Source organism: Pseudorhodobacter antarcticus (assembly GCF_900110135.1).
Lineage (GTDB): Bacteria > Pseudomonadota > Alphaproteobacteria > Rhodobacterales > Rhodobacteraceae > Pseudorhodobacter > Pseudorhodobacter antarcticus.
Map to the genome: position 1 here is coordinate 1 of NZ_FOCO01000007.1, position 23377 is coordinate 23377.

Sequence of the window (23377 nt, forward strand, 5' to 3'; positions counted from 1 at the left end):
TCGTCTGTGCGCAGAACTTGGAAAGCGCCTTAAATCCTGCAGGGCAATTGCTAAACGACATCATCTTCCCGTCGCTCAGCCGGTGAATGTCTAAAGTGGCTTTGGAAATATCTATACCAATGGTATCATCGGGCATCTTCGTCATATCCTATGCTTGTCCTAGAGGGCTTCGTGCCGCTCTGTATCCGTTCAGGCCTGTGGCGAAGGTGGTGGTTGATCTTACTCTGATACGGTCCTCAAAGACCAAGCTCTAAACGATCCAACCACCACCACAGACAAGCATTTCAAAATGCTTGTCTGTGGCTCTTGTTTCGCACAAAAGCTGGGACCTTCATAAGACAAGCAGACCTTGCCGCACATCAGGCCGTTTTTCGCCCAACCCAAAGACCTTTTTGCCCAAATATCAGTTTTCTCCAAAGGTAAACTCAGCTACGGTTGCCCAAACCAAAAGCAGGAGCATGGGGCGCGTGACAAAATTCGACAGATACCTGCTGTCGCAATTTCTTGCGCTTTTTGGGTTTTTCTCACTAATTCTGGTATTGATCTATTGGATCAACCGCGCGGTGGGGTTGTTTGACCAGATCATTGGGGATGGGCAGTCGGCGCTGGTTTTCCTTGAAATCTCGCTGTTGACCTTGCCAAATGTGATCCGCGTGGTTTTGCCTGTGTCGGCCTTTGCCGCTGCCGTTTATACCACGAACCGGCTGACCCAAGACGGCGAATTGGTGGTGATGCAGGCGACAGGGTTTTCGGCGTTTCGGCTGGCGCGCCCGGTGGTTTATTTCGGGCTGTGTGTGACGTTGATGTTGGTGCTGTTGTACAATGTGATTGTGCCCGCCAGCCGCACGGTGTTGGCGGAACGGACCGCGGAAATCAGTGCGAATTTGACCGCGCGCCTGTTGGTCGACGGTAAGTTTATGCATCCCACCACGGGGATTACGTTTTATATCCGTGAGATAAGTGAAACTGGCGAATTGCGCGATGTGTATTTGACCGATGATCGCGCGCCCGGCGGCACCACGACCTATACGGCGCAGCGCGCGCTGTTGGTGCGCGGAGACACCGAGCCGAAGTTGATTATGTTCGACGGGATGAGCCAGACCTATGACAGTTTGAAAAAGCGGTTATCTGTGACCCATTTTCTTGATTTCACTTATGATTTGGGCGGGTTGTTGACGTCGGGTGATGTTCCTGTTCGGTCGCTGGATGAGCTGTCGACGTTTGAACTTTTGTGGCCAACAGATACGCTTTTGGCCGAAACGGGCGCAAAACGCGCTGCCTTTATGGCCGATGGGCACGCGCGTTTGGCGCAACCGTTTTTGGCGCTGGCCACGGCGATGCTGGGGTTTGCGGCCTTGCTGTTGGGCGCGTTCAGCCGCTTTGGCCTGTGGCGCCAAATCATCGGGGCGGTGGTGTTCTTGATCATTATCCAGATGATCAACAACGCCGGGACATCTGCCGCGTTGCGATCTTCGCAGGCATGGCCTTTGGTTTATTTGGCCCCTGGGTTTGGGATTATCTCTGCCATTGGGATGCTATGGTTGGCGCAACGCCCACGACGCACCCGAAGGGCCCGCATGGCTATGGGGGTTGGCGCGTGACTCTTAGCCTTTATTTTGTCACGCGATTTTTGAAGGTAGTTTTGCAGGTAACGCTGATATTTTTCGGCATTTTGATGCTGACCGATATGGTGGAACAGTTGCGCCGTTTTTCGGGGCAAGGCATTAGCATGCAGGGGGCCGCGACATTGGCCTTGTTGAATGTGCCCGCCAATTTGTACCGCATTCTGCCTTTGGTGTTTATTCTGGCGGCGATTGCGCTGTTTCTATCGCTTGCCAAAAGCAGTGAATTGGTTGTGGTGCGCGCGGCGGGCCGGTCGGGCCTGCGGTTTTTATTGGCACCTGTGATGGCCGCATTGATGTTGGGAGTTTTGATTGTTGCCGTGATCAATCCTTTGGTTGCCGCCACGTCCAAAGAATATGATTTGTTGTATACAAAGCAGGCCAGCGGCGTTGAAAATGTGTTGTCGCTCAGTGAAAATGGGTTGTGGTTGCGCCAAGGCGGGGCTGCGGGGCAAACCGTGATAAAGGCAGTGCGGGCCGACAGCGAAGGCACGCACTTGTTTGCTGTTACCTTTCTGATTTTTGATCCTGAAGGCACGCCCATTCAACGGATTGAGGCGGCCGAAGCGGTGCTGCAACCCGGCCAATGGGTGCTAACATCCGCGAAATACTGGGATTTGACAGCGCCCAACCCAGAGGTGGTGGCGCAGGCTCAGGCTGAGGCCACCGTGGCATCAGAACTGACGCGCGACCGCATCCGTGACAGTTTTGGCGACCCATCGGCAATCTCAATTTGGGCGCTGCCCAGTTATATTACCAAATTGGAACAGGCCGGGTTTTCAGCCCGCGCACATCGGGTTTGGTTGCAAATGGAACTGGCCTTGCCGCTGCTTTTGGCGGCGATGATCCTTGTTGCGGCGGGGTTCACCATGCGTCATGCGCGGTTTGGCAAAACCGGGCAAATGGTGCTTTTGGCGCTGGCGGGCGGTTTTGCGATTTTCTTTCTGCGTAATTTTGCGCAGGTTTTGGGCGTTAATGGCCAAATCCCTGTTCCTCTTGCAGCGTGGACCCCGCCTGTCGCGGCGGTTTTGCTGTCACTGGGACTGTTATTGCATCTGGAGGATGGCTGATGCGGCGTTTTGCACTTTTATTGTGCGTGTTGTTGATGGGGCCGATGGCGGCGCAAGCCCCAGCGATGGACCTTGCATCCTTGGTTGCAGATCGCGTGTCGATTGCGGGAAATGATACGCTGGTTGCAGACGGAAATGTAGAGATTTTTCACAAGGGCACCCGCCTGAAAGCCTCGCAGATCACCTATGATCGCGCGGCCGATCTGCTGACCATCGCGGGGCCCATCGTGCTGACCGATAATGCGGGCACGCTTATTTTGGCCGATCAGGCCGCACTTTCAGCCGATTTTACCGAAGGGGTGCTGCAAAGCGCGCGCTTGGTTTTGGACCAGCAATTGCAACTGGCCGCGTCCGAGATGATGCGCATTGGCGGGCGTTACACCAGCCTGAACAACACCGTTGTGTCGTCGTGCAAGGTTTGTGCCAGCAACCCGACACCCCTGTGGGAAATTCGTGCCAAGCGCGTGGTCCATGACGGGGTGGAACGGCAAATCTTTTTCAACAGTGCGACGTTTCGGGTGGCTGGCGTTCCGGTGTTTTGGATACCGCACTTGCGTATTCCCGACCCGACGCTGAAGCGTCAAACTGGATTATTGGCACCATCTTTCCGCACCACCAGTGGTTTGGGGTTTGGGGCAAAAATTCCTTATTTCATCCGCATCGGCGATGATAAGGATTTGACTGTCACCCCCTATCTGTCCAGCAAGGCCGCGCAATCGGTCGAACTGCGATATCGCCAAGCGTTTCGGACCGGCAGTGTGGAAACAACAGGCGCCATCAGCCGCGATTTGCTGGTGCCGGGGCAGACCCGTGGATACCTGACCACAACGGGGCGTTTTGCCTTGCCCAGCGACTTTACCCTTAGCTTTTCGGGGATCTATGTGACGGATGATGCCTATTTGGTGGATTATGGCATCCCCTATTCTGACCGTTTGGACAGCCGCGCAGAAGTGGCGCGCACGCGGCGCAATGAACATATATCGGCGCGGATCATCAACTATCGGTCGATCCGGGCAGGGGATGTGAACAGCACCCTGCCCTCTATCGTAACGGATTTAACCTACCAGCGTCGCTTTTCGCCTGGGACCATTGGCGGTGAAGGCGGGTTTAGGTTGCAAACCCACAGCCATGCCCGCAGTTCCAACATTGCGACAGACAGCGACCTGGATGGTATCAGCGATGGCCGCGACATGGCACGCTTGTCGGCGACCGCAGATTGGCGGCGCAACTGGGTGCTACCATCCGGCGTTTTGGCCGCTGTCATGACTGAAGTGAATGGCGATTTTTACCGCGTAGCGCAGGACACAGCTTTTGCAGGAAACAGTTTTCGTGGGACTGCAGGCGCGGGTGTTGAACTGCGCTGGCCTTGGGTGCGCGCCAGCCAGAACGGGGTGAGCCATGTAATTGAACCGGTGGTTCAAGTGATCTGGACTGGCCGCAATCGCACGAATATTCCAAATGAAGACAGTGCCTTGGTTGAATTTGACGAAGGCAACCTGTTTTCAATGAACCGCTTTCCGGGTGCCGATGCGGTTGAACAAGGGCGCTTTGCCAATATCGGGCTTGGCTACACGCGGGTTGATCCTGCAGGTTGGTCCTTGGGCTTGACCATGGGCCGCGTGTTTCGCCAGCAAGATTTTGGCCAATTCACCGCATCCAGCGGGTTGCAAGACAAAACCTCCGACTGGTTGGGCGCTGTGCAGGTTTCGGTTGCAAACGGGGTAACGGTGACCAACCGCTTTGTGTTTGATGACAACTTCAAACTGACCAAGGGAGAAATGCGGTTGGATTTGGCACGCGAAAAGCTTGGGATCAGTTCGTCTTATGTTCGGTTGCAGGCCGATGTGCAGGAAAAACGCACAAGCGCTGTGTCAGAGTTGACGCTGGACGGACGGTACCGATTTACCCCATCATGGGAAGGCAGCATCAGCAGCCGCTATGATTTTGTGGCGAACCGCGCGGCATCGGGGGGCTTGAACCTTGGGTTTCGCAACGAGTGTTTGAAGGTTGATTTTGCCGTGTCGCGCCGCTTTACCTCCTCGGCCAGTGTCAAACCAACGACCGATTTCGGTCTTTCGGTGGATTTGCTGGGCTTTGGTGGCAAAGCCAATCGCGGACCCGCCGCCGCCTGTCGCGGTTAAGGTGTTGCCATGACCCCAATGGTCAGAGTACCACAGTCACATAAGATCGCCGCCCATGCCCTTGATCCAAGCCATGAGAAGAATACGATGACCCGCCTCTCCGCATTACGCCCTTCTGTCTTTGTGATCGCCGCGATGGCCCTTTTTGTGGTGGCGGCACCGATCAGCGCGCAAAACCTGTTTGCGCCGCGCCTTTATGTGAATGATCGCGCCGTTACCGAATTTGAGGTGCAGCAGCGCGTGCAAATGTTGCAACTGTTCCGCACCCCCGGTGATCTGGAGGCGGAGGCGACCAAAGCGTTGATCGAAGATCGCTTGCGGATGGCAGAGGCAAAAGCGCTGAAGATTTCCGCCACACCGGACCAGATTATGGCCGGGATGGAAGAGTTTGCAGGGCGCGCCCAAATGACGGCCGAACAGTTTATCGGTGCGTTGGAACAATCTGGCGTGTCGTCCCAAAGCTTTCGCGATTTTGTGGAGGCGGGGCTGGTTTGGCGCGAGGTGATCCGTCAACGCTATGCCGGCAAGGTGGTTATTTCGGACGCCGAGGTGGCCAAAGCGATTGCCGCAGGCGACCAAGGTGCTGCGCTGCGCGTGCTGATTTCTGAATTGGTCCTTCCCGCACCCGAAGGCCAAGAAGCCGCCGTGATCGCGCGCGCGGAACGTCTGCGCGCTGGCATCACATCCGAAGGTGGTTTTGCCGCCGCAGCGCGCCAATTTTCGGCCTCCGCCACCGCAGGACGCGGTGGGCGGCTGGACTGGATGCCCTTGGCAAATCTGCCTGCCGCATTGTCTGGTATCATTTTGGGGTTGGCACCGGGCGAAGTGTCTGCGCCCGTTCCACTTGGTGGGGCCGTTGGCCTGTTCCAATTGCGCGCGATTGAACAGATTGAACAGATTGAGGGCGCTGGCCCAAAAGCCATTGATGTCGATTATGCGCAGTTTATCCTGCCCGCAACCAATGGACCTGCTGAGGCTGCGGCCTTGCGCGCCAAGATCGATACTTGCGATGACCTTTATGGCGTGGCCAAAGGCCTGCCCGCGGACCGTTTGATCCGCGAAACCAAGGCGGCCAGCGCCTTGTCCGCCAATGTTGGTCGGGCTTTGGCCGATCTGGACCCGAATGAAAGCGTCGATTTTCCCAGTGGGGCGGCGCATGTGTTCTTGATGCTATGCGCGCGCAATCCCGTATTGGAGACTCCAGCCAATCAATCGGCGGTGCGCGAGCAGTTGTTGAACCAGCGCCTTGGCATCCTGGCCGATAGTTATCTGGAAGAATTGCGGTTTAACGCGATCATTCGCGAACCGTAAACCCGTGTCACCCGCCCTGCCCCCCATCGCCCTAACCTGCGGCGAACCTGCTGGCATCGGGCCAGAGGTCGCGATGAAAGCACGCACCTTGCTGGGTCACGACGTGCCGTTTTTTTGGATTGGTGACGCGCGTCATTTGCCCAGTGCCAGCAAGTTCGCGCTGATAACGAACCCTGCACAGGCACATGGCATCGCCGCCGATGTGCTGCCCGTTTTGGCCTATGATTTTTTCAGTACCGCCACGCCCGGCATTGCACAAGCCACCCATGCAGCCGATGTGATCGCGGTGATCGCCCGCGCGGTGGATTTGGTGACAACAGGTGCGGCCAGTGCCGTCTGTACATCGCCGATCAACAAAAAAGTGCTGAAAGATGGGGCTGGTTTTGCCTTTCCGGGCCATACTGAATATTTGGCATCGCTTGGCCGTGTGGACCAAGTGGTGATGATGCTGGCCTGCCCCGATTTGCGCGTGGTGCCCGCGACCATTCATATTCCGTTGGCCGATGTGCCAAACGCCTTAACCGCCAAAGGGTTAGAGGCGACGATTCGCATCACCCATGCGGGCCTGATCCGTGATTTCGGGCTTCTTGCCCCGCGCATTGCGGTGGCAGGTTTGAACCCCCACGCGGGCGAAGGTGGCGCGATGGGCGATATGGAAATCACCCTGATCACTCCGGTTCTGGACCAGTTGCGCGCGCAAGGCATGGATATTTCCGGCCCCCTGCCCGCTGACACGATGTTTCATGCCGCCGCCCGCGCGCGCTATGATGTGGCGATCTGCATGTACCACGATCAGGCCTTGATCCCGATCAAAACGATTGATTTTGCGGGGGGTGTGAACTTGACCTTGGGCCTGCCTTTTATCCGCACCTCGCCCGATCATGGGACAGCTTTTGATATTGCCGGGCGCGGCATCGCTGATGCAACCAGCCTGATCGCCGCGTTGCGGATGGCGCAAGATATGGCTGCCGCGCGCAGGGGGCACCATGGCTGCGATTGATGGCTTGCCCAGCCTTGCAACCGTCATTCGCACCCATGATCTGGTCGCGAAAAAGCAGTTGGGCCAGAATTTCTTGTTGGATTTGAACCTGACATCAAAAATCGCCCGCAGCGCTGGGGATTTGACCGCTTGTGACGTGTTAGAGGTGGGCCCCGGCCCGGGTGGCCTGACGCGCGGTTTGTTGGCCGAAGGGGCGCGCCGCGTGTTGGCAATTGAAAAAGATGCGCGCTGCATGCCCGCGCTGGCCGAAATCGCCGCCGCCTATCCGGGGCGGTTGGAGGTGCTGAACGCCGATGCGTTGGGGCTTGATGTGGCGGCGCATTTGACCGCCCCCGTGCGCGTTGTGGCCAACCTGCCCTACAATATCGGGACGGAACTGTTAATCCGCTGGCTGTCGCCCGATCAATGGCCGCCGTTCTGGACCAGCCTAACCTTGATGTTCCAAAAAGAGGTGGCGCAGCGGATCGTCGCCAAACCGGGCGACAAGGCGTATGGCCGTTTGGCGCTGCTGGCGCAATGGCGCACCGATCCGCGCATCGTATTGACCCTGCCCCCCGAGGCGTTCACGCCCGCACCAAAGGTCCATTCCGCCGTGGTGCATTTGACCCGGCTGGCGGAGCCGCGCTTTCCTGCCAATGCGGCTGCCTTGTCACGCATCACCGCAATGGGGTTCAACCAGCGGCGCAAGATGTTGCGATCCAGTCTGAAAGGGATGGGGCCGGATATTGAAGCGCGGCTGGAAGCGGTTGGGATTGCGCCCACCGCACGGGCTGAGGAAATATCGCTGGAGAAATTCTGCGCTCTGTCACGTGGCTACGACTAAGGCCGCAGGCGGGATCTAGGCCACAGGCCGGATTAAAGCCACTGGCCAGGATCGATTGACAAAGGCCGGGCACAGTGCCCGGCCTTTTTGATGGTGGTTTACTCTGCGGCCTCATGACCCGCATCGGGCTTGGGCTTGCGCGCCACGCGTGTTTTTCGTGGCTTATCAACTTGTGCCGCCTCGGTAGGGGCCGCGGGTTGCGGCTGCGACAGAACTTGAGGTGCATTTCCAGCGTCGGGAGCGGGCTGTGCTTTTGGCTGCCGAAACGGACGCGGGCGCCGCTGTTCTGGTGTTTCCACCAAGCCAGAATCGCCGTCATCACTGCGCGCTTCTGGGATCGCTTGAGGTTTCACCTCCTCAGATCGTTGCACATGCCGGTTGCGACGCTCGTTATTGCGCTCCTCGCGTGGCGCGTTGTTGCGGTCCTCGCGTGGCGCGTTGTTGCGGTCCTCGCGTGGCGCGTTGCTGCGGTCCTCGCGTGGCGCGTTGTTACGGTCCTCGCGTGGCGCGTTGCTGCGGTCCTCGCGTGGGGTGTAGCTGCGATCGTCACGACCATTGTCGTCACGACCATTGTCGTCACGACCATTGTCGTTGCGCGCATTATCGCTGCGATCATCGCGCGGATCAGGCTGCTGGCCATCACCACGGTCGCGCGATTGGTATTCGCGCGGCGGGGTGTTGCTTTGGTTGCCACCCTGATTTGACCCTTGATTTGGTCCTTCATTCTGACGGCGCTGATCTTGCTCTGCCTGCATCTCACGCATCGCTTCGCCTAACAGGCGGGTGTAATGTTCGGCGTGTTGCAAAAAATTCTCAGCATTGACGCGGTCATTTGACAGCTGCGCATCGCGTGCCAATTGATTGTATTTATCAATGATTTGCTGCGGCGTACCACGCACTTTGCCTTCGGGGCCGGAGCTTTCGAAGACACGGTTGGTGATGTTGCCGAGGGTGCGCGGGCGGTTCGATTTCGAACGCGAGCGGGACTTGGAAGATCTCATCTTGTCCTTTGATCCAGATCTATCTGGCTTTGACTATGCGCCGGCGGCCACGGAGGACACGTCTTGCCCAGTGTCGGGCGCATGAGGCATTTTTGGCATTGCGTGCAGGGCGGGAAACCGGGTTACCCCTAAACCAGCCCATTAACATGCACGGTGTAACCATGTGATATGCCCCATGACAAGTAAAAATTGCGCATTGCCGCAGTTATCCCCGAAAAAGAGGCAAAGGGTCGCCAAAAAAGGCTTAAATCACGGGTTCCCGGCACGCAATCTGTCCAATAACAACCCGGTCACGCCCATCCAGATCGGGCAGAATCCCCACTGATTCAAATCCAGCAAGGGCAAAAAGGGTCGATACATGCGCGCCTTGGCGTGGCCCAATCTCCACCATCAGCCACCCATTGGGGGTCAAATGGGCCGCAGCCCCCGCACAGATATGCCGGTATGCAGCCAGCCCATCGCCGCCGGGGGTCAGCGCCAAATGTGGTTCCCAATTGCGCACCTCGGGCGACAGCCCCGCCATTTCATCCGCAGCAATATAGGGCGGGTTTGAAACGATCAAATCGAACGTACCCTGCACGGGATCAAACCAACTGCCCTGCACAAAATGCGCATAACCGCCAAACCGCGCGTGATTGGCCCGCGCCACGACCAGGGCCGCGTCTGACAGGTCCACCCCCACGCCGTTTGCCGCTGCACGTTCGGCCATTAGGGTCAACAAAATGCAGCCAGACCCGGTGCCAAGGTCTAACACCGATGCAAAGGGCACGGTGAGGGCGGCGGCGATTAGGGTTTCAGTTTCGGGGCGCGGGTCCAGCACAGCGGGCGTCACTGCAAAGCTGCGGCCCCAGAACATGCGGTGGCCCGTGATATGTGACATCGGTTTGCGGGATGTGCGGGCGGTCAGCGCCGCCTCCAATGCGGCAACTTGCGACTCGGTCAATTCAATTTGCGGGGACAACAGCGCCAGATCGGCCCGCGTCAATCCCAAAACATGGGCCAGAAGCAACGCCATATCTTGCGCAGCACCCGGGACGCCCGCCGCCAACAGCCGTTCAAGCCCTGCACGCCGGGCCGCCAACAGTGTGGTCATTCCATTTCGGCCAGTTTGCGGGCCTGATCATCGGAAATCAGCGCGTCGATGGTCGTGTCCAAATCGCCCGCCATAATTTGACCAAGTGAATACAGGGTCAAGTTGATGCGATGGTCGGTCATGCGGCCTTGCGGAAAGTTGTAAGTGCGGATGCGTTCGGACCGATCGCCAGACCCGACTTGCGACTTGCGGTTGGCAGAGCGTTCCGCGTCCACGCGCTCGCGCTCAATCTCAAACAAACGCGCTCGCAGGACTTGCATCGCGGCGACGCGGTTTTGGTGCTGCGATTTCATCGCCGACACCACAATGATGCCCGTGGGGATATGGGTGATGCGCACGGCGCTGTCGGTGGTGTTGACGTGCTGGCCGCCTGCACCGGACGCGCGCATGGTGTCAATGCGGATGTCAGAGGCGGGGATGTCGATGTCCACCTCCTCCGCCTCGGGCAGAACGGCCACTGTGGCGGCAGATGTATGGACCCGACCGCCACTTTCGGTTTCGGGCACGCGCTGCACGCGGTGAACGCCCGATTCGTATTTCATGCGGGCAAAAACCCCCTGCCCTTGGATATGGGCTGAAAGTTCGCGGATGCCACCCAAATCGCTTTCCTGCATTTCCAAAATCTCAAACGTCCAGCCGCGGTTTTCGGCATAACGGCGGTACATGTTCAAAAGATCACCTGCAAACAGCGCCGCTTCCTCTCCGCCCGTGCCGGGGCGTATCTCTAAGATGGCGGGGCGCGCGTCGGCGGCGTCTTTGGGCAGCAAGGCCAGCTGCAGAGCGATTTCCATTGCCGCGATTGCAGCGCGCAGGCTGGGAAGCTCCTCCTCAGCCAAGCCGCGCATTTCAGGGTCGCGCAGCATGATCTCTGCCTCGGCCAGATCATCCAGCGCGCGGCGGTAGGCGGTGATTTCGGTGACAACAGGTTTAAGGTCGCCATATTCACGGCTGAGTTTGGCGATTTCCGCAGGGGGCGCGCCAGCGGACAGTTTCGCCTCGATAAACTCAAAGCGTTGGGTGATTTGGGCGAGGGTATCGAGTGGGACCATTCGGGTGGTTTGTCCTATGAACGCCGCTTGGTCAAGCCACGAGCGCCGGGGCGCTGCCCCGGACCCCGAGGTATTGGAACCAAGATGAATGTATCAAAGTTTGGTTTGCCAATCGCGCAGACGGGCTGCGTTGACGCCAAGATCGGATTTGCCAAACCGCAGCCGCGCGTTGATGTAGAGGCCATCTGGCTTTAGCGCGGCAGTGGTGTAATCGGGAAAGCCCCAAAGCGCGGATCGCGTGATCCAAGTGATGCGCCCATCGGCCACGCTGCCCGCAAGGCGCTGCGTGCGGGGGGAGGCCACAGCGATTGCATCCAACCGGACCAGCAGATCGTCGGACCCTTCCAAACGCAGGGTGGCACCGCCTGTTTGGGTGATCACTTGCCCCACGCTGTCGGATGGCGCAAACGCCGCGGAGGGATCAACATTCCAGCGCACAAGGTCAGATGGGGAAAGGCGGATATATGCCATTAGAACGACAACTGCTGCGGCGATGACAAGGGCGAAAAAGGACACAGATTTCACTTTCATTTGCGATGATGCACCCAATGATAGAGGCAGATCAATTCATGCGCGACATGGGCGCCTGCAATCGCGGTGGCACCTGTGGTATCGTAAGCAGGTGACACCTCTACGACATCGCCGCCGACCATATTGATACCAGCAAGATCGCGCAAACATGCCGCCACTTGCCATGAGTGCAGACCGCCCCAAACCGGCGTTCCAGTGCCGGGTGCTGCGGAGGGGTCAAGACAATCAATATCGAAGGTCACATAGGTTGGGTTTTGCCCCACGATGTCTTTGACCCGCGCAACCGCACAGGCCGTGCCTTTTTCATGCACTGTGCGCGCGTCAATATATTCGACACCCAGATAATCATCGCAATGGGTGCGGATGCCGATTTGCACGCTTGTTTTGGGATCAATGACCCCCGATTTCACCGCCTTGTAGAAAAACGTGCCGTGGTCGATCCGGTCCATATCATCATCCGCCCACAGGTCGGAATGGGCATCAAAATGGATGACGGACATGGGCCCGTATTTTTCGGCATAAGCGCGCAGAATGGGCAAGGTGATGAAATGATCACCGCCCAGTGTAATGGTGCCCGGCCCTGCGCCTAGAATCTTACGGATATGATCGGTGACCAACCCCGGAAAGCTGGGTGTGTGGGCGTAATCAAACGCGACATCGCCGTAGTCAATGATTGCCATATCCTCCAGCGGGCTGGTGGGCCAGCCGTAGGGCGGATCAAAGGGTTGTAAACTGCTTGCCTCGCGGATGGCGCGGGGGCCAAAGCGCGCCCCGGGGCGGTGTGTCACCGCTTGGTCAAAGGGCACGCCGGTGATCGCAAGATCAACACCCGTCAAATCCTTGGTGTAGCGGCGGCGCAGAAAGGATGTGGCCCCGGCAAACGCATTTTCAAAGGCAAGCCCGCGCAGGTCCGGGCGGGTAAAAGCACCGTCTGCATCGGTTTTGGCATCTTCAAGGGCCATTGGTTTATCCTTCCTTTTCATGCAGAAAACAGCGATGAGGCGCGCCTGTCAATGCAGACCGCCAATGGCCAAAATGTTAAGCCAAAGGCTGCGCACGTTCCACCAAGCGGGCAAAGAAACTTGCGCCCACAGGGGCCGCATCATCGTTGAAGTTATAAGCGGCGTGGTGCAGGCCTGCGCCATCCCCGATGCCCATGAACAAATAAGCTCCGGGCCGCGCGTCTAGCATATAGCTAAAATCCTCAGACCCCATTTCGCGGCGTCCATTTGCTTCTACTGCGTTTGCGCCCGACACCTCGATTGCCACCTCGGCCGCAAAGGCGGCTTGATCGGCGTGGTTGATGGTGGCGGGATAGCCCCAATCGTAATCCACCGCAGCGGTCACGCCATATGCCAGCGCGTGACCTTCGACAATTTCAACGAAACGACGTTTCAATAAGGTACGCACATTTGGGTCAAAACAGCGGATGGTGGCGCAAAACCAACCATCGCCGGGGATGATGTTGCTGGCAGAGCCGGTGTGGATTTGCGTGACGGAGATCACCACCTCATCCAGCGCATAGGTGTTGCGCGGAATGATAGTTTGGACAGCTTGAACCATGCCAACAATCGCGACAACGGGGTCCACGCAATCATGCGGCGTGGCCCCATGCCCGCCTTTGCCTGTGACCACCACCGTGGCTGTATCGACCGATGCCATCAACGCCCCCGGTGTGGTCGTGAAATGCCCAAAAGGCACACCCGGCGCGTTATGAATGCCGTACACTTGGGCAATATCAAAGCGGTCCATGATGCCCTCTTGGACCATCACCTCGCCGCCGCCACCATCTTCCTCGGCAGGTTGAAAGATCAGCGCAACGCGGCCCGCAAAGCGGCGTGTTTCGCACAGATACTTTGCAGCCCCCAGCAGCATGGTCACATGCCCATCATGACCGCAGGCATGCATTTTGCCCGGAATGGTAGAGGCGTAATCTAGTCCAGTTGCCTCTAATATTGGTAGTGCATCCATATCTGCGCGCAGGCCAATCGTCGGGCCTCCCCCCTGCCCGTTTATGATAGCGACGATGCCTGTCGTGGCGATCCCTTCATGCACTTCATCCACCCCAAATTCGCGCAACCGGTCCGCGATAAAGGCCGCCGTTTCATAACATTCAAACCGCAATTCGGGGTGCTGGTGCAAATGACGCCGCCAACCCGTCATCTCCTCGGCGTATCCGGCAATGGCGTTCAGAACGGGCATGGGTTATTCCTTTTGGCGTGGGTTTGTTGCCCGCCACACAATCCCAATTCCCAAGGAACCGCAATGCCAAAGCCCCCCCTGCCGCGCGCCACAAGTGATCAGTTGATCGCAGATCCCGATGGCGGTTTGCCACGCTTGCTGGAAATCATGGCCCGGTTGCGCGACCCGGAAACGGGCTGCCCATGGGACATCGCCCACACGTTTGCGACCATAGCCCCCTATACGATTGAAGAGGCTTATGAGGTGGCAGACGCGATAGACCGCGCGGCCTGGCCCGAATTGGAAGGGGAATTGGGCGATCTGCTGCTGCAAACCGTGTATCACGCGCAGATCGGCGCAGAGGTGGGTTTGTTTGATTTTGACAGTATCGTCCGATTGATCGCCGATAAAATGGTCGCACGTCACCCGCATGTTTTTGGATCCGAACACCGGAACAAAACACCCGCGCAACAAACCGCCGATTGGGAAGCGATCAAGGCAGCAGAGCGCGGGCCTGCGCGCGTGTTGGACGGGGTAGCGCATGGCCTGCCCGCATTGATGCGCGCAGTAAAGCTGCAAAACCGCGCGGCACGGGTTGGGTTTGATTGGCCGCAGACCACGCAAGTCCTGGACAAAATGTTAGAGGAAGCGCGCGAGTTGGTCGAGGCCCGCGACACCATGACGGCCACCGAACAAACGGAGGAATTTGGCGATTTGCTGTTCGTCATGGCCAATCTAGCACGGCATCTGGACATCGACCCAGAGGCCGCCTTACGCGGGGCAAACCAAAAGTTCACCCACCGCTTTGGCCACATTGAAGATGCTTTGGCAGCCAAAGGCCGCACGCCTGCCCAAAGTGATTTAGCAGAAATGGATGCGCTGTGGGATGACGCCAAAGCGCAAGAGAAAATGGCAAAAGCATCGCCGCTGGGCCGGCACTGATTAAGGTATTTAAGCCAAGACGAATCCCAAAAACATTCCCGATAGATAAAGTCAGGTATTGACCTGAGTAAAATACTCAGGTTTAGATCATCCCATGATAACCGACTAAAGAGGTCAACAATGTTTCAACGTCTTTCCACCGCCGCCTTGGCGCTTTTGTCGACTGCACTTCCCGTGCTGGCCACAGAGGTAAATATCTATTCCCACCGCCAACCCGAATTGATCCAGCCTTTGGCAAACGCATTTACTGCCGAAACGGGCATTGATGTGAACATCGCCTTTGTTGACAAGGGCATGGCAGAACGTCTTGTTGCAGAAGGCGATCGCAGCCCTGCCGATTTGGTGCTGACCGTCGATATCGCGCGGCTGGCCCAAGTGGTCGAGGCGGGCGTAACGCAAGCGGTACAATCGGACGTGCTGACCGCGAACATTCCCGCCACTTTGCGCGATGCGGGGAACCAGTGGTTTGGCCTGACATCACGCGCGCGGATTATCTATGCGTCAAAGGATCGGGTCGCGGACGGCGAGGTGACGACCTATGAAGATCTGGAATCCGACAAATGGAAAGGGCGCATCTGTTCGCGGTCTGGCACCAATGATTACAACGTGGCCCTGCTGGGCGCAGTGATCGCACATCACGGCGAGGCAGCGGCGAAAACATGGGCTGAGGGGTTGAAAGCAAATCTGGCGCGCAAACCCGCTGGCGGTGACCGCGACCAAGCCAAGGCCATTTGGGCCGGGGAATGTGATATCGCCATTGGGAACACCTATTACATGGGCCAAATGGTCAATGACCCAGACCAAAAAGCCTGGGCAGATTCAGTGCGCATCGTGTTTCCGGTATTCGAAGGCGACGGAACGCATTTGAACATTTCTGGCGTGGCGATGACCAAAGCGGCCCCGAACCGCGACGCGGCCTTGCAGTTCATGGAATGGCTGTCAGGGGATGAGGCGCAGAAAATCTACGCTGAAACCAATCATGAATTTCCCGTAAAGCTGGGGGTTGAGCGATCGGCATTGGTGCAAAGCTGGGGCGAATTTACCGCCGATAGCATCGATCTTGCTACGGTTGCCGCCGCGCGCCCCGCCGCCTTGCGCATCATGGAAGAGATTGATTTTGACGGCTGAAACCGCGTCTTTATCGCGCTGAAAACCATCAAGCCGGGGGCAACATTGCCTCCGGCCTTTTGCATCTCGACAAATCCGCGCCCATGCGGTTTTGTGGGCCAAACAGTAGGAGACACCTCATGACACCGCGCAAAATCATTATCGACACGGACCCCGGCCAAGATGATGCTGTGGCGATTTTGCTGGCCCTTGCCAGCCCGGAGGCGTTGGACGTTTTGGGCATTACGGCCGTTGCTGGAAACGTTCCGTTGCCGCTGACGGAAAAGAACGCACGGATCATTTGTGAATTGGCTGGGCGGCCCGATATGCGCGTGTTTGCGGGCTGCGATGCGCCGTTAAAACGCAAGTTGGTCACGGCTGAACATGTGCATGGCAAAACCGGGCTGGATGGGCCGCAATTGCCCACCCCCACAATGGCACTGCAACCGCAGCACGGCGTCGATTTTATGATCGAAACCCTGCGCAGCTATCCCCCCGGCACAGTCACATTGTGTCCTTTGGGCCCCCTAACCAACATCGCCACCGCACTGACCCGCGCGCCTGATGTGATTGATCGCGTGCAAGAAATTGTGTTGATGGGCGGCGCTTATTTTGAAGTTGGCAACATCACCCCCGCCGCAGAGTTTAACATTTACGTCGACCCAGAAGCCGCTGAAATCGTTTTCAAATCTGGAATTCCCATCACGGTTCTGCCGCTTGATGTGACGCATAAAGCATTGACCAGCGCCGCACGCGTGCAAGCGTTTCGTGATATGGGCACCGAACCCGGCCGCATGGTGGCAGAATGGACCGACTTCTTTGAACGCTATGACAAAGAGAAATACGGATCCGAAGGGGCGCCCTTGCATGATCCTTGTGTGATCGCGTGGCTGTTGCAGCCGGGTCTGTTCACAGGCCGCAAAATCAACGTTGAAATTGAAACCACGTCAGAATTGACACTGGGGATGACGGTGGCTGATTGGTGGGGGGTCACCAATCGGCCTGCCAATGCGTTTTTCATCGGGGATATGGATGCGACTGGGTTTTTCAAGCTGCTAACTGACCGCATCGCCCGGCTTTAACCCCAATCCAGAACAACTTTTCCTGATTGCCCCGACCGCATCGCGGCAAAGCCTGCGTCAAAATCATCCACCTTAAAGCGGTGGGTGATGACGCGGCGCACGTCTAGACCGTTTTCTAACAGCGCGATCATCTTGTACCATGTTTCAAAAATCTCTCGTCCGTAGACACCTTTGATGGTGATCGCTTTGAACACGATGCGCGACCAATCCACAGGGGATTTACCCGGGGGAATACCCAGCATGGCGATGCGACCGCCCATGGTCATCGCTTCAATCATCTGGTCCAGCGCGTGTTGGTTGCCCGACATTTCCATCCCAATATCAAAGCCTTGCTTCATTTTCAGCCGGGCTATCACATCACGCAAATCCTCAGACGCGACATTGACGGGCACCACATCGGCAACTGACGCGGCCAATTCCAATCGGGCTGGGTTCACATCCGTGATCACCACATGGCGCGCGCCAACGTGGCGCGCAACCGCGGCTGCCATGATGCCAATCGGCCCTGCCCCGGTGATCAAAACATCCTCACCCACCAAATCAAACGACAGCGCTGTGTGAACCGCATTGCCCAGCGGGTCCAAAATCGCACCAATTTCATCATCAATTGTGTCGGGCAGCGGCACCACGTTAAAGGCGGGCAAGCGCAGGTATTGCGCAAAGGCACCCGGTTCATTGACGCCAATGCCCCGCGTGGCAGGGTCAAGGTGAAACTTGCCCGCGCGACTTTGGCGGCTTTGTTTGCCGATCAAATGCCCCTCACCCGAACAGCGTTGGCCAATCGACAAGCCCTCAACATTACGGCCCATTTCCACAATTTCGCCCGCAAATTCATGTCCAGTGATCAAAGGCACGGGCACAGTGCGCGCCGCCCATTCATCCCAATTCCAGATATGAATATCCGTGCCGCAAATCCCGGTTTGACGGATACGGATCAACACATCATCAGGGCCAATTTCAGGCACCGGGCGGCGTTCCATCCACAGGCCAGATTCGGCGCGGGCCTTGACCAGTGCTTTCATATCATTGTGCATCAGATGACCCCCACAGCGCGGCCCGCAGCGCGAAATGCGTCAAGGCCAAAATCCAAATCATCGCGGGTTAACGCCGCATTTATCTGCGTGCGAATCCGCGCCCGGCCCTTTGGCACCACGGGAAAAAAGAAACCCGCCACATGCACGCCACGCTTGCCCAAATCCTGCGCCATCGCCTGCGCCACTTTTGCTTCCCCCAACATCACGGGAATGATCGGATGCTCGCCCGGCAACACATCAAAACCGGTATCGGTCAGGCCCGCACGCCAATAGGCGGCATTGGCAAACAGCTGCGCGCGCAGATCATCGGCACTTTCAACCAAATCCAGCGCGGCAAGCCCTGCCGCCACAATCATCGGGGGCAGCGCGTTGGAAAACAGATAGGGCCGCGCGCGTTGGCGCAGTAGGTCCACCACCGCTTGCGGTCCCGCGATATAGCCGCCCAACGCACCACCCAGCGCCTTGCCCAAGGTGCCCGTGATAACATCCGCCTTGATGCCAAAATGCGCCGGCGTGCCGCGCCCTTGCGGCCCCATAAAGCCCGTTGCATGGCAATCATCCACCATTAACAACGCGCCATAAGCATCTGCCAGCGCTCGAATTTCCGGCAACTTGGCCAGAAAGCCATCCATAGAAAACACACCATCCGTTGCAATCATGATGAACCGCGCGCCGCCTGCGCGGGCGGCCTGCAACTGCGCCTCTAGGTCGGTCATATCAGAGTTGGCGTAACGAAAGCGGCGGGCCTTGCACAGCCGGATACCATCAATGATTGACGCATGGTTCAGGCTGTCGGAAATCACCGCATCCTCTGTCCCCAGCAGCGGTTCAAACAACCCGCCATTCGCGTCAAAACACGCCGCAAACAAAATGGAATCATCTTGACCCAGATAGGCCGCCAAGCGCGTTTCCAGCTTGCGGTGCAAATCTTGGGTGCCGCAAATAAAACGGACCGACGCCATGCCATACCCATCCGTATCCAGCGCACGATGGGCCGCAGCGGTCAAATTTGGATGGTTCGCCAACCCAAGATAGTTGTTGGCGCATAAGTTCAACATCCGCGCACCCGCCATCGACACATGCGTGCCCTGCGGGCCAGAGATCATTCGTTCGCGCTTGGTCATGCCATCGGCATCAATCGCGGCGAGTTCGGTTTTGATATGCGTTAAGAATTCCGACATTACAGATATCCCTCCGTGTTAACGGAAATATGCCATAAGCACATGAACGCGTCAATATGCAGGATTAAATTCCGCTATACCGGATATCCCCATCACACCGCGCCCTTTCAACTGCCCTGCACAATTAAAATTGCCCGTGCTGGGGCGGTCCCACATTCCGCAATCTCATGCACCCGATCAGCGCAGTACCGGGCGGTATCACCCAGCCCAATTTCGACAATGTCAGCGCCAGACACCACCCGCAAACGGCCCGCAATTACAGTCAAATGTTCCCGGCACCCCACAGAATGGGGCGCAGAGACAAGGCTGCCGCCTGGCTGAAAGTCGAGGTCATACACCTCATGTGCGCCAACGGTTTCGGCGGGTGACAGGATACGGATGCGCAGCCCTGTGCCGTGGCCCGTCATCACCGGGGCGGCAGCGGCGGCGGTGACGTCTATGCCCGGTTCTGGCCGCGCCTCCAACAACCCGGCAAAATCAACACCCAGCGCTTGGGTCAGGTTCCACAGGGTCGCTACGGTTGGGCTTGATTCGCCCCGCTCGATCTGGCTGACCATCGACCGGCTGACCCCCGAAATGCCCGCAACAGCATCAAGGCTTAACCCCTTGGCCTTGCGCGCCGCACGCAGGCGTTCTGCCAATCTGTCGGTAATCGTCTCGGTCATGCCAAATCCCTTTAATAAACGAAGATTGCCCCGACGAGCATCTTTAGGTCAATGGGATTTCTGAGTGGGTATTTGCTGAAATGGTCGGGGCGATAGGATTCGAACCTACGACATCCAGTTCCCAAAACTGGCGCGCTACCAGACTGCGCTACGCCCCGACTTTCAGCGTCTGGTCCACCGTCTGGACCTGATACGCGTTACATAAGACAACACATTCGGATTGAAAAGCCTTATTGCGACACACAACGCCATTGGGCTGTCGATTGTTCCAAATCTGGGTGGCGGATTACGGCACCGGGGGTAATCCCCAGCCGTTCGGCCAGCCCGCCGTTGATTTCCAGAATGGTCAAAATACCCTCGCCGCCATCAATACCTGTTTCATCATGCGGAATGGCATTGGCGTGGACATGCTGCACCAGACCTGTCGCATCGGCAAAGATCATATCCAGCGGAATCAACGTGTTTTTCATCCAAAAAACCGCACGTTGCGGCCGTTCATAGATAAACAGCATGCCCGATGATTTCGGCATGTTTTCACGAAACATCAACCCTTTCGCGCGGGTTTCGGGGCTGTCCACCACCTCTACCGAAAATCGGGCCATGCCGCCGTTGGTCAGGCGCAAATCAACCTGACCAGGCGCGCAATCTGCCCATGCTGCCAAAGGGGTCGCTGCCAACAAAAGCGCCAGCAGCAGCCGTTTCATTTCGCCTCTCGCAAGGCAGAATCCCATGCAAGCACTTGGGCGGCCATGCGGCCCCGCTTGCCTTCAATGATGCGCAAACAAATCGCCTCGCCCGCAGTAAGGTCTGCAAAGCCAGACATGCGCAGCACCTCTACATGAACAAACACATCTTCATTGCGGCCAAACACGTTGGCAAAGCCAAATCCTTTGCCTTTATCGAACCATTTGACTCGCGCAGGTTCCATTGGGCACGCCGCAATATCTTCGGCGCTGAACGTATTACTTTCGCCCGCCATCAAAAACCCGCTGCCTTCCGGCGGGGTGATCGAAACCACCTCAACCGCTTGAACACCGCGTTTGGTTTGTTGGCATTTGACGGTGATATCCGCTCCATCGGCAACCGTGTTTTGCCCAAAGTTGCGCAAAACATTAGCGTGCAGCAGCACGTCAGATCCCGTCGTTTCGGACAGAATAAAGCCGAACCCTTTGACCGGATCGAACCATTTCACACGGCCAGATAGAACCAGCAGCGGCATTTCGTCATCTTCATTCATGGCAGAGCCTCTTCCCCAGATTTAGCCCTAATTCCTACGTTCTGTTTGAAGTTGGCATAAGGTACAAGGGCAATTCACCACAAATGCGCACATTCTTCTCTGCAGCTACGCACGGTTACGGGTTCAAACGTTGCGTCATCCAAGCCCCATCACTACCGCTGAGTGTCCAGCGAAACCGGTCATGCAACCTAAAGGCACCATCGGCCCAAAATTCAATTTCAGTCGGGATGATTCGTATCCCGCCCCAAAACGGCGGGCGGGCCGGGTTGGTTCCGTGGGTGGCCGTAATTTTCGCCACCTCTGCCACAAGTGCCGTACGCGACGACAACGGCTGTGATTGCGCCGATGCCCATGCGCCCAACCGACTTTTCAGTGAACGCGACGCGTAATAAGCGTCGGCAATAGGGCCATCCTCGCGTTCTGTCATCCCACGCACACGGATTTGGCGATGCAACGATTTCCAATGCATAACAAAGGCCGCTTTGCCCGATGCTTCTATCTCGCGCCCTTTGCGGCTGGTGTAATTGGTGTAAAACACAAAGGCCGCAGGCTCGATCTCTTTCAGCAAAACCATGCGGGTGTTGGGCATGCCGTCCGCGTCAACCGTGGCCAGTGCAATGGCATTGGGATCATTTGGCTCGCTTGCCTCCGCCTCGCTCAACCACGCTTTGGCCAATGCAAAAGGGTCGTCGCCCGCAAATATTCCACCCCGGTCCATGTCAATCCCCATCAGTATTAAACCAATCTGCACACTAGGCCTCGGTGTGCCAAGAGCAAGGCGCAAAACACCGCAAGGCTTGATGCGGCCAAGTCTATCGCCTAAACCCTGCGACAACACAGAGAGAAAATCAGGGGGATACTTTCATGGCAGGACTTTTGGCAGGCAAGCGCGGGCTGATCATGGGGCTTGCCAATGACAAGTCCATCGCATGGGGCATCGCCAAGGCCTGCGCGGACCAAGGCGCGGAACTCGCATTCTCGTACCAAGGCGAGCAGTTGAAAAAGCGGGTTGAACCGCTTGCAGCGTCCATCGGCGCGACAGAGATGATTGAATGTGACGTCAGTGATGAGGCGTCGCTGGATCGGGTTTTCGACCATATCAAATCGGTCTGGGGCACGATTGATTTCGTCGTTCACGCCATTGGGTTTTCCGACAAGGCCGAATTGCGAGGCCGCTATGTTGATACAGGGCGCGACAATTTCCTGATGTCGATGGATATCTCAGTCTATTCCTTTACCGCCGTGTGCCGCCGCGCCGCCGCTATTATGAAACCCGGTGGCAGCTTGCTAACGCTGACCTATTACGGCGCGGAAAAGGTGATGCCGCATTACAACGTGATGGGCCTGTGCAAGGCAGCACTGGAAGCGTCGGTGAAATACATCGCCGAGGATTTAGGCAAAGACGGCATCCGCTGCAACGCAATCTCGGCAGGCCCTATCAAAACCCTCGCGTCCAGCGGTATTGGCGATTTCCGCTATATCATGCGTTGGAATGAGTTGAACTCGCCCCTGCGCCGCAACGTAACGCAAGAGGAGGTGGGCAAGGCGGCCCTTTACCTTCTGTCCGATCTCGGCTCCGGCACCACGGGCGAAAACCTGCATGTCGATGCGGGCTATCATGTGGTGGGGATGAAGGCGGTCGACGCGCCCGATATCGACGTGGTCACCGCAAAAGCGCAAAAAGGCGCTGAATGACGCTTGAAGCACTGCTGACACTGGTGGCAGTGCTGACCCCGGCGATCCTGTCGCCGGGGCCAAGCATTATCGCGGCCATCCAACTTGCCCTCTCGCAGGGCCGCGAAAAGGCCTTGCCTTACGGGATTGGCCTGGCGTTTGGAGCCTCCCTTTGGTGCTTGTTCGCGCTGTTTGGGTTGGCAGTGGTGTTCAAACTGTATCCGCCACTTTTCATCGCAGCAAAGGTGTTGGGCGGCACTTACCTACTGTACATGGCGATTGGCCTGTTTCGCGGCGCACGCGCGCCTTTGCCTGCCGCAGCAGAACGCCGTTTTGGTACAGGCTTTGGCGGCGGGATAATCCTGTCATTGTCCAACCCAAAACCAGCGCTGTTTTACTCTGCTGTGGTGCTGTCGATTTTCCCCAACCCACAGGGCGTAGCAAACATCGCGCTGATCTATGCGACGGCCCTTGCCACCGAATTGTTTTGGTATTCCGCCGTCACATTGTCGATGTCGACAAACCTGATGCGAAAACGCTATCTTGCCGCAAAAGTCTGGATCGATACCACGGCCGCCCTTGCCATGATGGCCCTCGCGGTGATGCTCATCTTTAACCTCTAAAGGCCACGTT

General features: G+C 57.4%; 23 protein-coding genes, 1 tRNA gene and 1 pseudogene. 11 read left to right on the forward strand and 14 right to left on the reverse strand.

Annotation, left to right across the window (positions count from 1 at the left end):
- Positions 1 to 145: pseudogene (locus tag BMY36_RS21010) on the reverse strand (IS110 family transposase); the annotation flags it as partial.
- A gap of 322 nt (positions 146 to 467) precedes the next feature.
- Between BMY36_RS21010 and lptF the strand changes: the two are divergent.
- Genes lptF through rsmA form a run of 6 tightly spaced genes read left to right on the forward strand, consistent with a single transcriptional unit; the run spans position 468 to position 7967 of the window.
- Complete coding sequence (gene lptF, locus BMY36_RS04785) at positions 468 to 1601, forward strand: LPS export ABC transporter permease LptF (protein ID WP_050519050.1); 1134 nt, start codon at positions 468 to 470, stop codon at positions 1599 to 1601.
- A complete protein-coding gene (gene lptG, locus BMY36_RS04790; protein ID WP_050519051.1) occupies positions 1598 to 2692 on the forward strand; it encodes an LPS export ABC transporter permease LptG in 1095 nt (364 codons plus the stop codon). The genes lptF and lptG overlap by 4 nt, the downstream gene beginning before the upstream one ends.
- Positions 2692 to 4833, forward strand: coding sequence for an LPS-assembly protein LptD (locus BMY36_RS04795; RefSeq protein ID WP_050519009.1), 2142 nt, complete (start codon positions 2692 to 2694; stop codon positions 4831 to 4833). Before lptG ends, BMY36_RS04795 begins: the two co-directional genes overlap by 1 nt.
- A 9-nt stretch (positions 4834 to 4842) precedes the next feature.
- Positions 4843 to 6144 carry a peptidylprolyl isomerase gene (locus BMY36_RS04800; RefSeq protein WP_082224785.1) on the forward strand — a complete coding sequence of 434 codons (1302 nt, stop codon included), beginning with the start codon at positions 4843 to 4845 and terminating at the stop codon, positions 6142 to 6144.
- 4 nt (positions 6145 to 6148) lie between these two features.
- Positions 6149 to 7144, forward strand: coding sequence for a 4-hydroxythreonine-4-phosphate dehydrogenase PdxA (gene pdxA / locus BMY36_RS04805; RefSeq protein ID WP_272867510.1), 996 nt, complete (start codon positions 6149 to 6151; stop codon positions 7142 to 7144).
- A complete protein-coding gene (rsmA, locus tag BMY36_RS04810) occupies positions 7131 to 7967 on the forward strand; it encodes a 16S rRNA (adenine(1518)-N(6)/adenine(1519)-N(6))-dimethyltransferase RsmA (RefSeq protein WP_050519012.1) in 837 nt (278 codons plus the stop codon). Before pdxA ends, rsmA begins: the two co-directional genes overlap by 14 nt.
- A 98-nt stretch (positions 7968 to 8065) precedes the next feature.
- Here rsmA and BMY36_RS04815 read toward each other — a convergent pair whose 3' ends face one another.
- The 6 genes from BMY36_RS04815 to BMY36_RS04840 form a co-directional block, all read right to left on the reverse strand.
- A complete protein-coding gene (locus BMY36_RS04815; protein ID WP_050519013.1) occupies positions 8066 to 8968 on the reverse strand; it encodes a DUF4167 domain-containing protein in 903 nt (300 codons plus the stop codon).
- A gap of 244 nt (positions 8969 to 9212) precedes the next feature.
- Positions 9213 to 10061 (reverse strand): peptide chain release factor N(5)-glutamine methyltransferase, encoded by an 849-nt coding sequence (gene prmC / locus BMY36_RS04820; RefSeq protein WP_050519014.1) that lies wholly within the window; start codon positions 10059 to 10061, stop codon positions 9213 to 9215.
- Complete coding sequence (gene prfA / locus BMY36_RS04825) at positions 10058 to 11110, reverse strand: peptide chain release factor 1 (RefSeq protein ID WP_050519015.1); 1053 nt, start codon at positions 11108 to 11110, stop codon at positions 10058 to 10060. The genes prmC and prfA overlap by 4 nt, the downstream gene beginning before the upstream one ends.
- A gap of 93 nt (positions 11111 to 11203) precedes the next feature.
- Complete coding sequence (locus BMY36_RS04830) at positions 11204 to 11641, reverse strand: DUF1499 domain-containing protein (protein WP_050519016.1); 438 nt, start codon at positions 11639 to 11641, stop codon at positions 11204 to 11206.
- Positions 11638 to 12603 (reverse strand): agmatinase, encoded by a 966-nt coding sequence (gene speB / locus BMY36_RS04835; protein ID WP_050519017.1) that lies wholly within the window; start codon positions 12601 to 12603, stop codon positions 11638 to 11640. The genes BMY36_RS04830 and speB overlap by 4 nt, the downstream gene beginning before the upstream one ends.
- A gap of 76 nt (positions 12604 to 12679) precedes the next feature.
- On the reverse strand, positions 12680 to 13843 hold the full coding sequence (locus BMY36_RS04840) for a M20 aminoacylase family protein (protein ID WP_050519018.1): 1164 nt from the start codon (positions 13841 to 13843) through the stop codon (positions 12680 to 12682).
- Between the two features lie 63 nt (positions 13844 to 13906).
- On the opposite strand from BMY36_RS04840, the gene mazG reads away from it, so the two are divergent.
- The 3 genes from mazG to BMY36_RS04855 all read left to right on the forward strand — a co-directional run bounded on the left by mazG (position 13907) and on the right by BMY36_RS04855 (position 16953).
- A complete protein-coding gene (mazG, locus tag BMY36_RS04845; RefSeq protein ID WP_050519019.1) occupies positions 13907 to 14764 on the forward strand; it encodes a nucleoside triphosphate pyrophosphohydrolase in 858 nt (285 codons plus the stop codon).
- Between the two features lie 120 nt (positions 14765 to 14884).
- Positions 14885 to 15892 (forward strand): Fe(3+) ABC transporter substrate-binding protein, encoded by a 1008-nt coding sequence (locus BMY36_RS04850; protein ID WP_050519020.1) that lies wholly within the window; start codon positions 14885 to 14887, stop codon positions 15890 to 15892.
- Positions 15893 to 16011: 119 nt separating this feature from the next.
- Positions 16012 to 16953 carry a nucleoside hydrolase gene (locus BMY36_RS04855; protein WP_050519021.1) on the forward strand — a complete coding sequence of 314 codons (942 nt, stop codon included), beginning with the start codon at positions 16012 to 16014 and terminating at the stop codon, positions 16951 to 16953.
- Here BMY36_RS04855 and tdh read toward each other — a convergent pair.
- From tdh to pdxH, 7 genes are all read right to left on the reverse strand, one after another.
- A complete protein-coding gene (gene tdh, locus BMY36_RS04860) occupies positions 16950 to 17975 on the reverse strand; it encodes an L-threonine 3-dehydrogenase, zinc-binding type (protein WP_139193940.1) in 1026 nt (341 codons plus the stop codon). The genes BMY36_RS04855 and tdh overlap by 4 nt on opposite strands.
- An 11-nt stretch (positions 17976 to 17986) precedes the next feature.
- A complete protein-coding gene (locus BMY36_RS04865) occupies positions 17987 to 19168 on the reverse strand; it encodes a glycine C-acetyltransferase (protein WP_050519023.1) in 1182 nt (393 codons plus the stop codon).
- Between the two features lie 107 nt (positions 19169 to 19275).
- On the reverse strand, positions 19276 to 19833 hold the full coding sequence (locus BMY36_RS04870; protein WP_050519024.1) for a type II toxin-antitoxin system RelB family anti-toxin: 558 nt from the start codon (positions 19831 to 19833) through the stop codon (positions 19276 to 19278).
- An 81-nt stretch (positions 19834 to 19914) separates the two neighbouring features.
- Positions 19915 to 19991, reverse strand: a tRNA-Pro gene (locus BMY36_RS04875).
- A 72-nt stretch (positions 19992 to 20063) separates the two neighbouring features.
- On the reverse strand, positions 20064 to 20537 hold the full coding sequence (locus BMY36_RS04880) for a DUF192 domain-containing protein (protein ID WP_050519025.1): 474 nt from the start codon (positions 20535 to 20537) through the stop codon (positions 20064 to 20066).
- Positions 20534 to 21070 (reverse strand): cold-shock protein, encoded by a 537-nt coding sequence (locus BMY36_RS04885; protein ID WP_050519026.1) that lies wholly within the window; start codon positions 21068 to 21070, stop codon positions 20534 to 20536. The genes BMY36_RS04880 and BMY36_RS04885 overlap by 4 nt, the downstream gene beginning before the upstream one ends.
- 115 nt (positions 21071 to 21185) lie before the next feature.
- Entirely contained in the window at positions 21186 to 21788 is a 603-nt protein-coding gene (pdxH, locus tag BMY36_RS04890; RefSeq protein ID WP_050519052.1) for a pyridoxamine 5'-phosphate oxidase, read from the reverse strand.
- A gap of 146 nt (positions 21789 to 21934) precedes the next feature.
- Here pdxH and fabI point away from each other — a divergent pair, with 146 nt between their 5' ends.
- The gene (gene fabI, locus BMY36_RS04895; protein WP_050519027.1) at positions 21935 to 22765 is read left to right on the forward strand and encodes an enoyl-ACP reductase FabI; all 831 of its coding nucleotides are present in this window, start codon (positions 21935 to 21937) and stop codon (positions 22763 to 22765) included.
- The gene (locus BMY36_RS04900; RefSeq protein WP_050519028.1) at positions 22762 to 23367 is read left to right on the forward strand and encodes a LysE family translocator; all 606 of its coding nucleotides are present in this window, start codon (positions 22762 to 22764) and stop codon (positions 23365 to 23367) included. The genes fabI and BMY36_RS04900 overlap by 4 nt, the downstream gene beginning before the upstream one ends.
- The last annotated feature ends 10 nt before the right edge of the window (positions 23368 to 23377 follow it).

Excerpts from the sequence above, each read along its gene's own strand:
- BMY36_RS04795 (WP_050519009.1), top strand. The coding sequence starts at position 2,692 with ATGCGGCGTTTTGCACTTTTATTGTGCGTGTTGTTGATGGGGCCGATG.
- BMY36_RS04800 (WP_082224785.1), top strand. The coding sequence starts at position 4,843 with ATGACCCCAATGGTCAGAGTACCACAGTCACATAAGATCGCCGCCCAT.
- rsmA (WP_050519012.1), top strand. The coding sequence starts at position 7,131 with ATGGCTGCGATTGATGGCTTGCCCAGCCTTGCAACCGTCATTCGCACC.
- BMY36_RS04815 (WP_050519013.1), bottom strand. The coding sequence starts at position 8,968 with ATGAGATCTTCCAAGTCCCGCTCGCGTTCGAAATCGAACCGCCCGCGC.
- prmC (WP_050519014.1), bottom strand. The coding sequence starts at position 10,061 with ATGACCACACTGTTGGCGGCCCGGCGTGCAGGGCTTGAACGGCTGTTG.
- prfA (WP_050519015.1), bottom strand. The coding sequence starts at position 11,110 with ATGGTCCCACTCGATACCCTCGCCCAAATCACCCAACGCTTTGAGTTT.
- BMY36_RS04830 (WP_050519016.1), bottom strand. The coding sequence starts at position 11,641 with ATGAAAGTGAAATCTGTGTCCTTTTTCGCCCTTGTCATCGCCGCAGCA.
- speB (WP_050519017.1), bottom strand. The coding sequence starts at position 12,603 with ATGGCCCTTGAAGATGCCAAAACCGATGCAGACGGTGCTTTTACCCGC.
- BMY36_RS04840 (WP_050519018.1), bottom strand. The coding sequence starts at position 13,843 with ATGCCCGTTCTGAACGCCATTGCCGGATACGCCGAGGAGATGACGGGT.
- mazG (WP_050519019.1), top strand. The coding sequence starts at position 13,907 with ATGCCAAAGCCCCCCCTGCCGCGCGCCACAAGTGATCAGTTGATCGCA.
- BMY36_RS04850 (WP_050519020.1), top strand. The coding sequence starts at position 14,885 with ATGTTTCAACGTCTTTCCACCGCCGCCTTGGCGCTTTTGTCGACTGCA.
- BMY36_RS04855 (WP_050519021.1), top strand. The coding sequence starts at position 16,012 with ATGACACCGCGCAAAATCATTATCGACACGGACCCCGGCCAAGATGAT.
- tdh (WP_139193940.1), bottom strand. The coding sequence starts at position 17,975 with ATGAAAGCACTGGTCAAGGCCCGCGCCGAATCTGGCCTGTGGATGGAA.
- BMY36_RS04865 (WP_050519023.1), bottom strand. The coding sequence starts at position 19,168 with ATGTCGGAATTCTTAACGCATATCAAAACCGAACTCGCCGCGATTGAT.
- BMY36_RS04870 (WP_050519024.1), bottom strand. The coding sequence starts at position 19,833 with ATGACCGAGACGATTACCGACAGATTGGCAGAACGCCTGCGTGCGGCG.
- BMY36_RS04880 (WP_050519025.1), bottom strand. The coding sequence starts at position 20,537 with ATGAAACGGCTGCTGCTGGCGCTTTTGTTGGCAGCGACCCCTTTGGCA.
- BMY36_RS04885 (WP_050519026.1), bottom strand. The coding sequence starts at position 21,070 with ATGAATGAAGATGACGAAATGCCGCTGCTGGTTCTATCTGGCCGTGTG.
- pdxH (WP_050519052.1), bottom strand. The coding sequence starts at position 21,788 with ATGGACCGGGGTGGAATATTTGCGGGCGACGACCCTTTTGCATTGGCC.
- fabI (WP_050519027.1), top strand. The coding sequence starts at position 21,935 with ATGGCAGGACTTTTGGCAGGCAAGCGCGGGCTGATCATGGGGCTTGCC.
- BMY36_RS04900 (WP_050519028.1), top strand. The coding sequence starts at position 22,762 with ATGACGCTTGAAGCACTGCTGACACTGGTGGCAGTGCTGACCCCGGCG.